Annotated in this window: 8 protein-coding genes; 4 read left to right on the forward strand and 4 right to left on the reverse strand. The window is 53.9% G+C overall.

The genetic code is table 11. From position 1 onward, the window contains the following. Positions 1-70: 70 nt before the first annotated feature. Positions 71-1126 (reverse strand): FAD:protein FMN transferase ApbE, encoded by a 1056-nt coding sequence (gene apbE, locus ACQG1K_RS14975; RefSeq protein ID WP_023300605.1) that lies wholly within the window; start codon positions 1124-1126, stop codon positions 71-73. A gap of 113 nt (positions 1127-1239) precedes the next feature. Beyond that, entirely contained in the window at positions 1240-2331 is a 1092-nt protein-coding gene (locus ACQG1K_RS14980) for a porin OmpC (protein ID WP_023306624.1), read from the reverse strand. Between the two features lie 745 nt (positions 2332-3076). Here ACQG1K_RS14980 and rcsD point away from each other — a divergent pair. Next, positions 3077-5749: a phosphotransferase RcsD gene (rcsD, locus tag ACQG1K_RS14985; protein WP_023300606.1), complete on the forward strand. Its 2673-nt coding sequence runs from the start codon at positions 3077-3079 to the stop codon at positions 5747-5749. A 16-nt stretch (positions 5750-5765) separates the two neighbouring features. After that, complete coding sequence (rcsB, locus tag ACQG1K_RS14990) at positions 5766-6416, forward strand: response regulator transcription factor RcsB (protein ID WP_003859405.1); 651 nt, start codon at positions 5766-5768, stop codon at positions 6414-6416. Positions 6417-6527: 111 nt separating this feature from the next. On the opposite strand, the gene rcsC is transcribed toward rcsB, so the two are convergent. After that, the gene (gene rcsC, locus ACQG1K_RS14995) at positions 6528-9374 is read right to left on the reverse strand and encodes a two-component system sensor histidine kinase RcsC (protein ID WP_023300607.1); all 2847 of its coding nucleotides are present in this window, start codon (positions 9372-9374) and stop codon (positions 6528-6530) included. A gap of 134 nt (positions 9375-9508) precedes the next feature. After that, on the reverse strand, positions 9509-12145 hold the full coding sequence (gene gyrA, locus ACQG1K_RS15000) for a DNA topoisomerase (ATP-hydrolyzing) subunit A (protein WP_023300608.1): 2637 nt from the start codon (positions 12143-12145) through the stop codon (positions 9509-9511). Positions 12146-12291: 146 nt separating this feature from the next. On the opposite strand from gyrA, the gene ubiG reads away from it, so the two are divergent. Beyond that, on the forward strand, positions 12292-13020 hold the full coding sequence (gene ubiG / locus ACQG1K_RS15005; protein ID WP_006811346.1) for a bifunctional 2-polyprenyl-6-hydroxyphenol methylase/3-demethylubiquinol 3-O-methyltransferase UbiG: 729 nt from the start codon (positions 12292-12294) through the stop codon (positions 13018-13020). Positions 13021-13369: 349 nt separating this feature from the next. Beyond that, a complete protein-coding gene (nrdA, locus tag ACQG1K_RS15010) occupies positions 13370-15655 on the forward strand; it encodes a class 1a ribonucleoside-diphosphate reductase subunit alpha (RefSeq protein ID WP_367076131.1) in 2286 nt (761 codons plus the stop codon). Positions 15656-15660: the final 5 nt, after the last annotated feature.

Here is a 15660-nt window from a genome sequence, read left to right on the forward strand (position 1 = left end):
TCGGCTCCTCTTACAAGCATACGCTCAGCTTGCCTGAACGCCACCGAACAAAAACCCGCAACCTTGCTTTTTAATTTTTTTCGCTCACCAGGAAGCTGTTGAACTGCGGTGAACTCCAGGTTTTAAACCCGTCAGCCTCTTTGGTGATCATATAAACGGCCAGCCCTTCCTGACGCACCACCTCTTTGGCCTTCTCCGTGCCGAGCACCATCAATCCGGTATCCCAGGCGTCGGCTTCCAGCGCAGTTGGCGCTATCACCGTCACGGACACCAGGTTGTGGGTAATCGGGCGTCCGGTTTGCGGATCAATCACATGCGAGATACGTTTGCCATCCAGCTCGTAATAGTTGCGGTAGCTTCCGGAGGTGCTGATACCGTGCCCGTTGATGTCGACAATCGCCTGCACCGCGTTCTGCTGATCGGTTGGTTTTTGGATGGCCACTCGCCACGGCCTGCCGCTGGCGTTCATGCCCCGGCTGACGAGCGCGCCCCCGACGGAAACCAGATAACGGGGAATACCTTCCTGCGCCATCAGGGCCGCGAGATGATCCGCAGCATACCCCTCGCCTACCGTGGAGAGATCCACAAACAGGTCGGGAATGTCTTTTTGCAGGTATTGCTGACCGTACTGGGAGATCACCGCCAGATGCTGTAACCCTGTACGCGCGCGGGCGTCGTCGATGGCGGCTTGATCGGGTGTGGTCACCGGCTGCTTGTTGGGGCCAAATCCCCACAGGTTCACCAGCGGCCCCACGGTCACATCCATTGCGCCGTTGGTTTTGTAGCCCACGCGCATGGCTTCCGTGACGATATCGGCCATTGCTTCGCTCACCGGCCACAGCGAGGTGCTGCTGGAGCGATTGAAACGCATCAGCGCTGAGTCATTTTTATAGGTAGAGAGTAGCTGATCGTCGGCATCCAGCTGCGCCTGAATTTTACCGCGTAGTTCTTCAGCGCGGGACTTATCAATATCCATCACGCTGACGCGCCAGAAGGTCCCCATGGTTTTCCCTTCCAGCACCGTCGCGGCGGGTGCGTCGATTTTTGCGGGCTGTGTAGAAGAGTCACACGCGGTCAGGAGTAAAAAAGTCGCCAGAACGCTGGCGCGTAAAAAAGTCATATCCATTGGTTATTATCCTCATGCCAGGGCGGCAAGAGTACACTAAAACAGCGTATTTGAAGACCCTAAAAAAGCACGAAAAAAGGGGCCTGATGGCCCCTTTGTTGCAGTATGAGCAATTAGAACTGGTAAACCAGACCCAGCGCGACGATATCGTCAGTACCGATACCTGTCTGACGGGTGAAGTCATTTTCATCCAGCAGATTGATTTTGTAATCAACATAGGTGGACATGTTTTTGTTGAAGTAGTAAGTCGCACCCACGTCAACATACTTCAGGATATCCTGATCGCCATAGTTTTCGATGTCTTTACCTTTAGACTGCAGGTAAGCCACGGATGGACGCAGGCCGAAGTCGAACTGATACTGAGCAACCACTTCGAAGTTCTGTGCTTTGTTAGCCCAGCCCTGATCGCCAACGCGGGTCGCGTTGTAAGTCTGAGTATACTGTGCAGCCAGGTAGATGTTGTTCGCGTCGTATTTCAGACCACCGGTGTAGGTCTCTGCGCGATCGCCTTCACCGTAGTAGCCCGCAGCGTTCTGGTCAGCAGTACGTTTAGAACTGGTGACTGCCGTACCGAGTGCGAAGCCTTCGCCCAGATCGTAAGTCAGAGAGCCGCCGTAGCCGTCACCGTTCTGACGCAGCGCGTCACGACCGTTGTTGGTCTGGCCTTCGCCGCTTGGGCTGCCGTTTTTACCCTGGTACTGCAACGCGAAGTTCAGACCATCAACCAGACCGAAGAAGTCCTGGTTACGGTAGGTCGCGAAGCCGTTACCACGCTGCTGCATGAAGTTGTCAGAACCGTAGGTATCGCCGCCGAATTCCGGCAGAACGTCGGTCCAGGAAGTCACATCGTAAACAACGCCGTAGTTACGACCGTAGTCGAATGAACCCGCATCAGCGAATTTCAGACCTGCGAACGCCACACGCGTCCATGAGTTGTTTTCGTTCTCACCAGAGTTACCCTGGATCTGGTATTCCCACTGGCCGTAACCGGTCAGCTGGTCGTTAACCTGAGTTTCGCCTTTGAAGCCCAGACGCATGTAGGTCTGGTCGCCGTCTGCACTGTCGTCATCAGAGAAATAGTGCAGGCCATCCACTTTACCGTACAGATCTAATTTGTTGCCGTCTTTGTTATAAATTTCAGCCGCATTTGCTGCGCCTGCCACCAGCAGAGCTGGTACCAGGAGGGACAGTACTTTAACTTTCATTTTATTAACCCTCTGTTATATGCCTTATTATTTACCACTGCTTACTGGTCAACCCTCTTAACCAGTCGGCAAGTTCATTCTCCTCAAAAATGCAGAATAATCCAACAGGAATATGATACGAAAACTTTGAAGATGTTTCACTTTACCATCAAGATGTTTCAATATGTAAATTTCAAGGAACTTTCACAAAGCATCAAAAGTTTAAAAATATAGCACGGATAATCAAAACAAAAATATATCCTATAAAATTCAAAAGACTAACTTAAAAAAGAGTACAGCACTGAATGACAAAAAAATTCCCGTCAACACCACTAAAATAACCCTCGCTATCATCATTAACTTTATTTATTACCGTCATTCAGTTCTGAATGTCTGTTTATCCCTAATTGAACCGGATGCTCCGCATTCGGTTTTTTTTTACCTTTCTTTACGTCAACAGACATTTTATGTGCTACCCGTCTGTAATGATAACGACTATTAACTAAATCCATCGCCCGGCGATTACAGATTTTCCTTTTCACTTTCAAAATTAATTTCTTGTTAATTCGTGCTATTTTACTGCCGTTGTAACAGCATATTTGTACATTTCACTGGGTTTTGTACATCTTTCACACGGATGACGTTGAAGCGGGTTGCGACAGATAAAAAGTCAAGGTCATACCGATAACGACGCTGGAAATTCAGTTATTACCCTTTATACTGCCCTATCCCATTACCGCGCGGCCATTACGGGTTAAACACATCGATGAGTCAGACTGAAACTACCGCCCCGAGCAAATTCTCCCTTCTACCGGGCAGCATCACCCGTTTCTTTCTTCTGTTGATCGTTGTGCTGTTAGTCACAATGGGAGTGATGGTTCAGAGCGCCGTGAATACCTGGCTTAAAGATAAAAGCTATCAAATTGTCGATATCACCCATGCGGTGCATAAGCGCATTGATACGTGGCGCTACGCGACCTGGCAAATCTACGACAATATCGCCGCCGCACCTGCCACCTCATCAGGCGAAGGGTTGCAGGAAACGCGCCTTAAGCAGGATGTGTATTACCTTGAAAAACCGCAGCGCAAGACGGAAGCCCTGATTTTCGGCTCGCACGACAGCGCAACGCTTGAGATGACGCAGCGGATCTCCTCCTATCTGGACACCCTGTGGGGCGCCGAGACCGTACCGTGGTCCATGTATTACCTGAACGGTCAGGACAACAGCATGATCCTGATCTCGACCCTGCCGCTTAAGGATCTCTCGTCGGGCTTTAAAGAGACCACCGTTGGCAGCATTGTCGATTCCCGTCGGGCAGAAATGCTGCAACAGGCCAACGCGCTGGACGAGCGCGAAAGTTTCTCGTCATTACGCCGTCTTGCCTGGCAGAATGGCCACTACTTTACGCTGCGAACCACCTTTAACCAGCCGGGCCATCTGGCGACCGTGGTTGCCTTCGATCTGCCAATTAACGATCTTATCCCGCCGGATATGCCGCTGGACAGTTTCCGACTGGAGCCAGACAACAGCACCCAAAATATGCGCACGCCGTCGGATAAAGAAGGCCCGGACAGCGTAGCGATCTCATTTAATGGCTCGAAGATTGAGATTGCCTCATCGCTCAACTCAACCGGTATGCGGCTGGTGTGGCAGGTGCCTTTTGGCACCCTGATGCTTGATACCCTGCAAAACATTATGCTGCCGCTGCTGTTGAATATCGGCCTGCTGGCGCTGGCGCTGTTTGGCTACAGCACCTTCCGTTTCCAGTCGGGCCGCCAGAGCGACTCGACGTCGGTATCAGCCGGGACCAGCAACGAGTTGCGTGTTCTTCGTGCCCTGAATGAAGAGATTATTTCCGTGCTGCCGCTTGGGGTGCTTGTTCACGATCAGGAGGCAAACCGGACGGTGATGAGCAACAAAATTGCCGATCACCTTCTGCCGCATCTTAACCTGCAAAATATTACGGCCATGGCGGACCAGCATCAGGGCGTCATTCAGGCCACCATTAATAATGAACTGTATGAGATCCGTCAGTTCCGCAGTCAGGTCGCCTCGCGCACGCAAATCTTCATCATCCGCGATCAGGATCGCGAAGTGCTGGTGAATAAAAAGCTCAAGCAGGCGCAAAGGCTGTATGAGAAAAACCAGCATGGCCGCGCGGCGTTTATGCAAAACATTGGCGATGCCTTTAAACAGCCGCTGAAGTCACTCGCCACGCAGATTGCTGATTTAAGCACGCCGGAAAGCCGACAGCTTAGCAGTCAGGCCGACTCGCTGGTTCGTCTGGTGGACGAAATCCAGCTTGCGAACATGCTGGAGAATGACATCTGGAAGGGCACCCCTACGCTCTTCTCCATCCAGGATCTGATTGATGAGGTGGTTCCGGAAGTCCTGCCGGTGATCAAGCGCAAAGGGCTCCAGCTGCTGATCAACAACCATTTACCGGCCAACGACGAGCGTCACGGCGATCGCGATGCGCTGCGTCGCATCCTGATGATGTTGATTCAGTATGCCGTCACCACGACACAGATCGGCAAGATCACCCTTGAAGTCAGCACCGATGAGTCCACCGACGATCGTCTGACGTTCCGTATTCTGGATACGGGCGAAGGCGTCACCGTGAGCGAAATCGATAACCTGCACTTCCCGTTCCTGAACGATACCCAGCGCGACCACTACGGTAAGGCGAATGCCCTCACCTTCTGGCTCTGCGATCAGCTGGCGCGTAAGCTGGGCGGTCATCTGAACATTAAGGCGCGCGAATCCCTCGGCACCCGCTACTCCTTGCATGTTAAAATGGCGGCGAATCCTCAGGAAGAGGATGAAGAGCGTCTGCTGGATGATGTGGTGGTGATGGTGGACGTGACCTCAAGTGAGATCCGTAATATCGTCGTTCGTCAGCTGGAAAACTGGGGCGCGTCCTGCATTACCCCGGACGAAAGGCTCGCGAGTCAAGAATTTGATCTATTTTTAACTGATAATCCGTCTAATCTTACTGCCTCCGGCTTGCTTTTAAGCGATGATGAGCCAGGCGTGCGGAAAATCGGCCCTGGGCAGCTGCGCGTCAACTTTAATATGAGCAATGCAATGCAGGAAGCTGTATTACAACTGATTGAAGAGAATCTGGCGCAGGAAGAGATCCTGGAGTCACCGTTAGGCGGCGATGAAAATGCCGAACTCCATGCCAGCGGATATTATTCGCTCTTCGTTGATACAGTACCAGATGATGTTAAGCGGTTGTATACTGAGTCCGCTGCGCAGGATTTTGCAGCGCTGGCACAGACAGCACACCGGCTTAAAGGGGTGTTTGCCATGCTTAATCTGGTTCCCGGCAAGCAGTTATGTGAAACGCTGGAACATCTAATTCGTGAGAAAGATGCCTCTGGCATTGAAAAATACATCAGCGACATTGACGCTTACGTCAAGAGCTTGCTGTAGCAAGGTAGCCTTATACATGAACAATATGAACGTAATTATTGCCGATGACCATCCGATTGTACTGTTCGGTATTCGCAAATCACTTGAACAGATCGAGTGGGTGAATGTAGTCGGTGAATTTGAAGATTCCACAGCCCTTATTAACAACCTGCCTAAACTTGATGCGCACGTGCTCATTACCGATCTCTCCATGCCTGGGGATAAATACGGTGATGGGATTACGCTCATCAAATACATTAAACGCCACTTCCCGGACATTTCGATCATTGTTCTGACCATGAACAATAACCCGGCGATCCTGAGCGCCGTTCTGGATCTTGATATTGAAGGGATTGTGCTGAAACAAGGCGCACCTACCGATCTGCCTAAAGCGCTGGCGGCGCTACAGAAAGGGAAGAAATTCACGCCTGAGAGCGTCTCACGCCTGCTTGAAAAAATCAGCGCAGGTGGCTATGGCGACAAGCGTCTCTCGCCTAAAGAGAGTGAAGTTCTGCGTCTGTTCGCTGAAGGTTTCCTGGTTACTGAAATCGCCAAGAAACTGAACCGCAGTATCAAAACCATCAGTAGCCAGAAAAAATCCGCGATGATGAAGCTGGGTGTGGATAACGATATCGCCCTGCTGAACTATCTCTCTTCCGTGACGCTGAGCGCAACGGACAAAGATTGATCGTCGCTGTCTACGCCGGGTGACCCTCGCGGTTACCCGGTCTAAAGACCCCGTAGGCCCGCGCAAGCGCAGTGCCGTCGGACACATAAAAAAGGCCCTTTCGGGCCTTTTTTATTGTCTTGCTTTTCGCACCCGCTCCGCATACACGGATAGCGTCTGCTTCAGTACATCCAGCGTGACCGGCTTCGACAGGCAGCTGTCCATTCCCGACTCCAGACAGCGCTGCTTCTCCTCCGCCAGTGCGTTGGCTGTCACCCCCACCACCGGCAGCGTCAGCCCCAGCTGTCGGATACGCTGCGTCAGACGATAGCCGTCCATGTTAGGCATGTTCACATCGCTGAGCACAATATCAATATGATTCTTACTTAAGACATTCAGGGCATCCACGCCATCATTGGCCGTTTTACACTGATAGCCCAGAGAGCCAAGCTGGTCTGCGAGCAGACGACGGTTAATCGGATGATCGTCGACGACCAGAATCATCATATCGTCATTCACCGATGCCAGCTCATCAGGGGAAGCCAGCACGGTAGCGCCATCGCTGTCCTCAAGCTGTACGCTGTAAATACGCGCCAGCAAGCCCAACATTTCGTGCGGTGTCGCCACACTGTGCACCCATACCCCGGGCGAACGCTCAATCGGAATACCGATATGACGGCGGCAGAACATCACCACGCCCCGCCCCGCCCACGCCTTGTCTGGCTCAACGTCAGTAATCAGCATGTCATCTGCGTCCGGCGTCTGGCCTTCATAGCGTGAGACCCGCACACCGCTGCTGGTCAGCATCGAGGTCAGGAAATCATGTAAGGAGGCGTTGTGCACCGCCAGCCAGCAGTGCTTTTCGCTCAGCCCGTCGACCGTGGTTTTCACCGGATAGTGTGCCGAGTAGAGCGGGATACGGATGGTGAACTGGCTGCCCATACCCGGCTCGGTATCGACGGAGATATCCCCGTCCATCATGCTGATAAGCTTCTCGCAAATCGCCAGACCCAGCCCGGTCCCCTGGAAATTACGCTGGACGCCCGTCCCCACCTGGAAGAACGGATCGAACAGGCGAACGACCTCTTTCGCCGGAATGCCAACACCGGTGTCGCGTACGCGAATAGTCAGGTACTCCCCTGCCCGGCAGACATGCAGCACAATACAGCCGATATCGGTGAATTTGATGGCATTGCTTAGCAGGTTCGAGATGACCTGTTGCAGACGCATCGGATCGCCATGCAGCGTCAGCGGCACATCCGGCTCGATAAAGCAGTACAGCCCCAGCTGTTTGCGCACCACCAGCGGCAGATAGTTGGCGCTGATATGGTTCATCACCTCGCGCGGGGAGAACTCACGCGGTTCTATTTTCAACTGCTCGGATTCAATTTTAGAGAAGTCGAGAATATCGCTGATAATTTTCAGCAGCAGGCTGGACGAGTTGTTCATCGCCGTCACCAGGCGGTCGACCCCTTTCGGCAGCTCTTTGGTCTGGAGAAGATCGAGGTTACCGATAATGCCGTAAAGCGGCGTACGCAGCTCATGGCTGACGGTCGCGAGGAACATCGATTTCGACTGGCTGGCCTGCTCCGCCGCCTGCGCCATATCCTGCAATGACTCTTCCATCTTAACGCGCGCGGAGACGTCCACCAGCACGCAAATCGCCACGTTTTCATTGCGGTAGCGCGAATGGACGAAGCTGATTTGCAGATTGGTGTGCGTGCTGGTCAGCACATCCACAAAGTTAACCTGTTGCCCACAGATGATCTGCGTTAACCGCTGGCGGTCTTCATGCGTGAGCATGTTCAGGTAGTTATGGGCAAGCTCGTTACTGAGGATATTTGTCCCGTCCTGAGTACGCAGGATACAGATCCCCACCGGCGCCGAGGCGACAATCTTACGGTTAAACTGCTCGTGCTCCTCCAGACGCTGAGCATCCGCTTCCGCCGGAATAAAGATCCGCCGCTCATACATTCTCGCCAGCATAAACAGCGCGACGCCTACCGCGATGTTCAACAAAATGGCGTTAAGGATCAGGATGCGAATGCGCTCCAGCACCTTGTCCACCGGCAGCGAATAGACAATGCTCAGCGACGATGGCGGTAAACTTTTCTTCAGCACCAGCTCGCGGAACCCGGAGGTATAGCCAAACCATGACCGCTCCTGCATCCAGCTGGGCTCCACCTTCAGGCGGTTTTCAGGCCCGGTAAGGGAGATGAGTGGGTGGCCGTTCTCATCCAGAATGGTCACGCCCATCGGCAGACTGCCCGGCGTGAAGAAGTTTTCCATGCGGATGGTTTGTTCAATCCCCAGCAGCGCTTGCAGGCGGTTTCCGAGGTAAACCGGAGTCAGGGCATAGAAATAGCCGACGCCCATGCGCGGCCCCTGGCTTATCCAGAAGATGTTGTTCCCGCGCTCTTCCTGAGGCGCATTGCGGTATTTCACTATCCGCTCATGCAGGCTTTTCAGCGCGTCTTCGCGTTCGACGGGCATATCTCGCAGACCGAAGTCCGCCATGCAAAGATTTTCGTTGCCAATCAGGTAGACGCGGTTTAGATCGTAAGCGGCCGAAAAATTATCGCGCCAGTAGCGCATAAACCATGACAGGGACTCCAGTGAGCCACGCCAGGCTTTGCCCATCGCGGAACAATCGGAGTCCGGGAAGAGCGGTTCGAAATCAGGTACTTCGGTTTTTTCATCCCGACCGCGGAGGGCAAGAATGCCGTTCTCCGCCGTCAGTCGATTCTCAGCGATATACTTAAGCTCTTTCATCACGTCAGACGTGCGCTGGATATAGCGCTGGGCCTGATCCGAGCTTAAGTTAAACTCCTGGCGGATCTCCGCTTCTTTCTGGTGTAACGCGTTAACGATGTAAAACACCGAGAGCAGTGCCACCAGCAACCATAGCAGTAGCGCAAGCGCCCGAAACAGATAGCGAGAGACTTTTAACGTGGTACGAAAGGAGACGAGGTATTTCAAAGGGGCGAGGCTCCGCCATCGGGGAAAAAAGAATGTGGTTAAGGTAGCGGTAAACGCGGCTTGTCGCAACGTTCACTTGTCTGCTTGCGCAAAACAAAAGGGCCGGAAACCGGCCCTTTATGCGTCAGGAGACGTTACTCGTCAGCGTCATCCGCTGCTTCATCATCGGTGTCCGCTTCCGGGACGATTTCATCATCCCCTTCCGCGACGCTGCCGTCGATAGAGTCGAGCTCTTCGTCATCCACCGGCTCAGCAACGCGTTGCAGACCGACGACGTTTTCATCTTCCGCAGTACGGATGAGGATAACGCCCTGGGTGTTACGACCCACCACGCTGATCTCTGACACGCGGGTACGCACCAGCGTACCGGCATCGGTGATCATCATGATCTGGTCCGCGTCGTCCACCTGTACCGCGCCAACAACGGAACCGTTGCGCTCGGTTACTTTGATGGAGATAACGCCCTGCGTGCCGCGAGACTTGGTCGGGTATTCGCTTTCCGCCGTACGTTTACCGTAGCCGTTCTGGGTGACGGTCAGGATTGCGCCTTCGCCACGCGGAACGATCAGGGAAACCACGCTGTCTTCACCCGCCAGCTTGATACCACGCACGCCGGTCGCCGTACGACCCATTGCGCGCACGGCGTTCTCTTTAAAGCGCACCACTTTACCGGCCGCAGAGAACAGCATCACTTCATCAGAACCGGAGGTCAGATCCACGCCGATCAGCTCGTCGCCTTCGTTCAGGTTCACCGCGATGATCCCGGCGGAACGTGGACGGCTGAATTCGGTCAACGCGGTTTTCTTCACGGTACCGCTCGCGGTTGCCATAAAGACGTTCACGCCCTCTTCGTACTCGCGTACCGGCAGAATGGCGGTGATACGTTCGTTCGCTTCCAGCGGCAGCAGGTTAACGATAGGTCGACCCCGCGCGCCACGGCTCGCTTCCGGCAGCTGATAGACTTTCATCCAGTACAGACGGCCCCGGCTGGAGAAGCAGAGGATCGTGTCGTGGGTATTGGCCACCAGCAGACGGTCAATGAAGTCTTCTTCTTTAATACGCGCCGCAGATTTGCCTTTACCACCACGACGCTGTGCTTCGTAGTCGGTCAGCGGCTGATACTTCACGTAACCCTGGTGAGACAGCGTCACGACCACGTCTTCGCGGTTGATCAGATCTTCAATGTTGATATCAGAGCTGTTGGCCGTGATTTCGGTGCGACGCTCGTCGCCGAACTGATCGCGAACCAGCTCCAGCTCTTCACGGATCACTTCCATCAGGCGCTCTGCGCTACCCAGGATATGCAGCAGCTCGGCAATCTGCTCCAGCAGCTCTTTGTACTCGTCGAGCAGTTTTTCATGCTCAAGGCCGGTCAGTTTCTGCAAACGCAGATCCAGAATCGCCTGGGCCTGCTGTTCAGTCAGGTAGTACTGACCGTCACGCACGCCGAATTCCGGCTCCAGCCACTCAGGACGCGCGGCATCATCGCCGGCACGTTCCAGCATCGCCGCCACGTTGCCCAGATCCCATGGACGCGCAACCAGCGACGCCTTCGCTTCTGCTGGCGTCGGCGCACGGCGGATCAGTTCGATGATCGGGTCGATGTTCGCCAGCGCAACGGCCAGTGCTTCAAGGATATGGGCACGATCGCGCGCTTTGCGCAGTTCAAAGATGGTACGTCGAGTCACCACTTCACGGCGGTGACGCACAAACGCGCTCAGGATCTCTTTCAGGTTCATGATCTTCGGCTGGCCATGGTGCAGCGCAACCATGTTGATACCGAAGGAGACCTGAAGCTGAGTCTGGGAGTAAAGGTTGTTCAGCACAACTTCACCCACCGCGTCGCGCTTGATTTCAATCACGATGCGCATACCGTCTTTGTCAGACTCGTCGCGCAGCGCGCTGATGCCTTCAACGCGTTTTTCTTTTACCAGCTCGGCGATTTTTTCAATCAGACGCGCCTTGTTCACCTGATACGGGATCTCGTGAACAATAATGGTTTCACGGCCGGTTTTGGCGTCCGCTTCCACTTCGGCGCGGGCACGGATGTAAATCTTGCCGCGACCGGTACGGTACGCTTCTTCAATACCGCGACGGCCGTTGATGATTGCCGCCGTCGGGAAGTCCGGGCCCGGGATGTGTTCCATCAGCCCTTCAATGCTGATGTCTTCATCGTCGATGTAGGCCAGGCAGCCGTTAATCACTTCCGTGATGTTGTGCGGCGGAATATTGGTCGCCATACCCACTGCGATACCGGACGAACCGTTCACCAGCAGGTTTGGGATCTTCGTTGGCATAACGTCAGGAATTTTTTCCGTGCCGTCGTAGTTATCAACGAAATCAACCGTCTCTTTTTCCAGGTCAGCCATCAGCTCATGGGCAATCTTCGCCAGACGGATTTCCGTATAACGCATTGCCGCGGCGGAGTCGCCGTCGATAGAACCAAAGTTACCCTGACCATCTACCAGCATGTAACGCAGCGAGAAAGGCTGCGCCATACGGACAATGGTGTCGTACACCGCGGAATCACCATGGGGATGGTATTTACCGATTACGTCACCAACGACACGGGCAGATTTTTTGTAGGCTTTATTCCAGTCATTGCCCAATACGTTCATGGCGTATAGTACGCGACGGTGTACCGGCTTAAGGCCATCGCGGACGTCCGGCAGCGCACGGCCAACAATGACCGACATCGCATAGTCCAGATAGGAGCTTTTCAGCTCTTCCTCGATGTTAACCGGTGTAATTTCTCTCGCAAGGTCGCTCATCTAACCGCTATCCCTCTACTGTATCCCGGATTCAAAGGTCGCAAATTATAACACAGCCGCGGTGATACAGGTAAACCTATACGCTTTATTCACAGGGATTGCCTGATATACTCATTTGTCTTGCTAAATAAGGAGTAAAAGCGCCCATGAATGCCGAAAAATCCCCGGTGGCTCACAACGTTGACCACGAAGAGATTGCCAAATTTGAAGCGGTGGCGTCCCGCTGGTGGGATCTCGAAGGTGAGTTCAAACCTCTGCATCGTATTAACCCGCTACGTCTGGGCTATATCGCGGAGCGTTCCGGCGGTCTGTTCGGTAAGAAAGTGCTCGACGTCGGCTGCGGTGGCGGCATCCTGGCGGAAAGCATGGCGCGCGAAGGGGCCACCGTCACCGGTCTGGACATGGGCTTCGAACCTCTACAGGTTGCGCGTCTTCATGCGCTGGAGTCCGGCGTACAGGTAGAATATGTCCAGGAAACCGTGGAAGAGCACGCGGCTAAACATGCGCACCAGTATGACGTGGTGACCTGCATGGAGATGCTGGAGCACGTTCCCGATCCGCAGTCGGTCGTCAGCGCCTGTGCAAAACTGGTGAAACCGGGTGGACAGGTCTTCTTCTCGACCATCAACCGCAACGGCAAAGCCTGGCTGATGGCCGTGGTAGGCGCGGAATATGTGCTGCGCATGGTGCCGAAAGGGACGCACGACGTGAAGAAGTTCATCAAGCCTGCCGAACTGCTGGGCTGGGTTGACCAGACATGGCTTAAGGAGCAGCACATGACGGGTCTGCACTACAATCCTCTGACGGATAAATTCAAACTTGCCCCGGGCGTGGATGTTAACTATATGTTGCACACAACCGCCAAAAACGACTAACGTCATTCGTTATTCTTATAAAGATTGCGCGACATCATGTTGCGCAATTCTGACCTCCCGTTGAAGAAATCAGCACTCGATCAAATTTTGAATTTTTTTTCTGGAATATTGACATCTCTTCCAGGCCTTACGGTACGAGGACTTAGCCTTTTTTACCCTTTCACAACCTCAATTTAACGTCAAAATCAACCCTTGTGCTGAAAAGATTCGATACTAGAATACTCACCATATAGCGTTCTTCTTATCGCAAAACCCCTATATGTAGTATTTATCCACAGAGTTAGTCACAAGACGGTTCTGTGGATAAGCGGGGGATATTTTTTTATTTCACGGACAGGTAAAAACCCACATGAATCAGAGTCTGCTGGTGACAAAGCGCGACGGTACTACCGAGCGTATCAATCTGGACAAAATCCATCGAGTTCTCGACTGGGCAGCAGAAGGACTGAACAACGTATCTATATCCCAGGTCGAACTGCGTTCTCACATTCAGTTCTACGACGGCATCAAAACGTCTGATATCCACGAAACCATTATCAAAGCAGCGGCAGATCTGATCTCCCGCGACGCACCGGATTATCAGTACCTCGCTGCGCGTCTGGCGATTTTCCACCTGCGTAAGAAAGCCTACGGCCAGTTCGAGCCGCCGAAGCTTTACGATCACGTAGTGAAAATGGTTGAGCTGGGCAAATACGACACGCATCTGCTGGAAGACTATACGGAAGAAGAGTTCGAGCAGATGAACGGGTTTATCGATCACTGGCGCGACATGAACTTCTCCTACGCGGCGGTGAAGCAGCTCGAAGGCAAATACCTGGTTCAGAACCGTGTGACGGGCGAAATCTACGAGAGCGCTCAGTTCCTCTATATTCTGGTGGCCGCCTGCCTGTTCTCTAATTATCCACGTGAAACCCGTCTGGGCTACGTGAAGCGTTTCTACGATGCGGTCTCTACGTTCAAGATTTCTCTGCCTACGCCAATCATGTCTGGCGTGCGTACCCCTACCCGTCAGTTCAGCTCCTGCGTACTGATCGAGTGTGGTGACAGCCTGGATTCCATCAACGCGACCTCCAGCGCCATCGTAAAATACGTCTCCCAGCGTGCTGGTATCGGCATCAACGCTGGTCGTATCCGTGCGCTGGGCAGCCCGATCCGCGGCGGTGAAGCGTTCCACACCGGCTGTATCCCGTTCTACAAGCACTTCCAGACGGCAGTAAAATCCTGCTCTCAGGGCGGCGTGCGCGGTGGCGCTGCGACCCTGTTCTACCCAATGTGGCACCTGGAAGTGGAAAGCCTGCTGGTTCTGAAGAACAACCGCGGCGTGGAAGGCAACCGCGTGCGTCACATGGACTACGGCGTGCAGATCAACAAGCTGATGTACACCCGCCTGCTGAAAGGTGAAGATATCACCCTGTTCAGCCCATCCGACGTCCCGGGTCTGTACGACGCGTTCTTCGCCGATCAGGACGAATTCGAGCGTCTGTACACCAAATACGAAAAAGACGACAGCATCCGCAAGCAGCGCGTGAAGGCGGTCGATCTGTTCTCCCTGATGATGCAGGAACGTGCCTCTACCGGCCGTATCTACATCCAGAACGTTGACCACTGCAACACCCACAGCCCGTTCGATCCGGTGGTTGCGCCAGTGCGCCAGTCCAACCTGTGCCTGGAGATCGCCCTGCCCACCAAACCGCTGGACGATGTGAACGATGAAAATGGTGAAATCGCCCTGTGTACGCTCTCTGCGTTCAACCTGGGTGCGATTAAGAGCCTGGACGAGCTGGAAGAGCTGGCCGTGCTGGCGGTTCGTGCGCTCGACGCCCTGCTGGACTACCAGGATTACCCAATCCCGGCGGCAAAACGCGGCGCAATGGGCCGTCGCACTTTAGGTATCGGCGTGATCAACTTCGCCTACTGGCTGGCGAAAAACGGCAAGCGTTACTCCGACGGCAGCGCCAACAATCTGACGCACCAGACGTTCGAAGCCATTCAGTACTACCTGATGAAAGCCTCCAACGAGCTGGCGAAAGAGCAAGGCGCGTGCCCGTGGTTCAATGAAACCACCTACGCGAAAGGCATTCTGCCGATCGACACCTACAAAAAAGACCTGGATGCGATCGTCAGCGAGCCGCTGCACCTCGACTGGGAAGGCCTGCGCGAGTCCATTAAAACTCACGGCCTGCGTAACTCCACGCTCTCTGCCCTGATGCCGTCCGAGACCTCTTCGCAGATCTCCAACGCCACCAACGGTATTGAGCCACCGCGCGGCCACGTCAGCATCAAAGCGTCGAAAGACGGCGTGCTGCGTCAGGTGGTACCGGATTACGAAACGCTGGGCAACAACTACGAGCTGCTGTGGGAAATGCCAAACAACGATGGCTACCTGCAACTGGTGGGTATCATGCAGAAGTTTATCGACCAGTCGATCTCTGCCAATACCAACTACGACCCGACGCGCTTCCCGTCAGGCAAGGTTCCGATGCAGCAACTGCTGAAAGACCTGCTCACCGCCTACAAATTTGGCGTGAAAACGCTGTACTATCACAACACCCGTGATGGTGCGGAAGACGCCCAGGACGACCTGGCGCCGTCAATTCAGGACGATGGCTGCGAAAGCGGCGCATGTAAGATCTAATAAAT

The organism is Enterobacter cloacae complex sp. 402C9 (assembly GCF_050030745.1).
In the GTDB taxonomy this organism is placed as follows: Bacteria; Pseudomonadota; Gammaproteobacteria; order Enterobacterales; family Enterobacteriaceae; genus Enterobacter; species Enterobacter intestinihominis.

Bases quoted from the DNA above. Each gene is read 5' to 3' on its own strand.
- ubiG (WP_006811346.1), top strand. From the start codon at position 12,292: ATGAATGCCGAAAAATCCCCGGTGGCTCACAACGTTGACCACGAAGAG.
- apbE (WP_023300605.1), bottom strand. From the start codon at position 1,126: ATGGATATGACTTTTTTACGCGCCAGCGTTCTGGCGACTTTTTTACTC.
- rcsB (WP_003859405.1), top strand. From the start codon at position 5,766: ATGAACAATATGAACGTAATTATTGCCGATGACCATCCGATTGTACTG.
- rcsD (WP_023300606.1), top strand. From the start codon at position 3,077: ATGAGTCAGACTGAAACTACCGCCCCGAGCAAATTCTCCCTTCTACCG.
- gyrA (WP_023300608.1), bottom strand. From the start codon at position 12,145: ATGAGCGACCTTGCGAGAGAAATTACACCGGTTAACATCGAGGAAGAG.
- ACQG1K_RS14980 (WP_023306624.1), bottom strand. From the start codon at position 2,331: ATGAAAGTTAAAGTACTGTCCCTCCTGGTACCAGCTCTGCTGGTGGCA.
- nrdA (WP_367076131.1), top strand. From the start codon at position 13,370: ATGAATCAGAGTCTGCTGGTGACAAAGCGCGACGGTACTACCGAGCGT.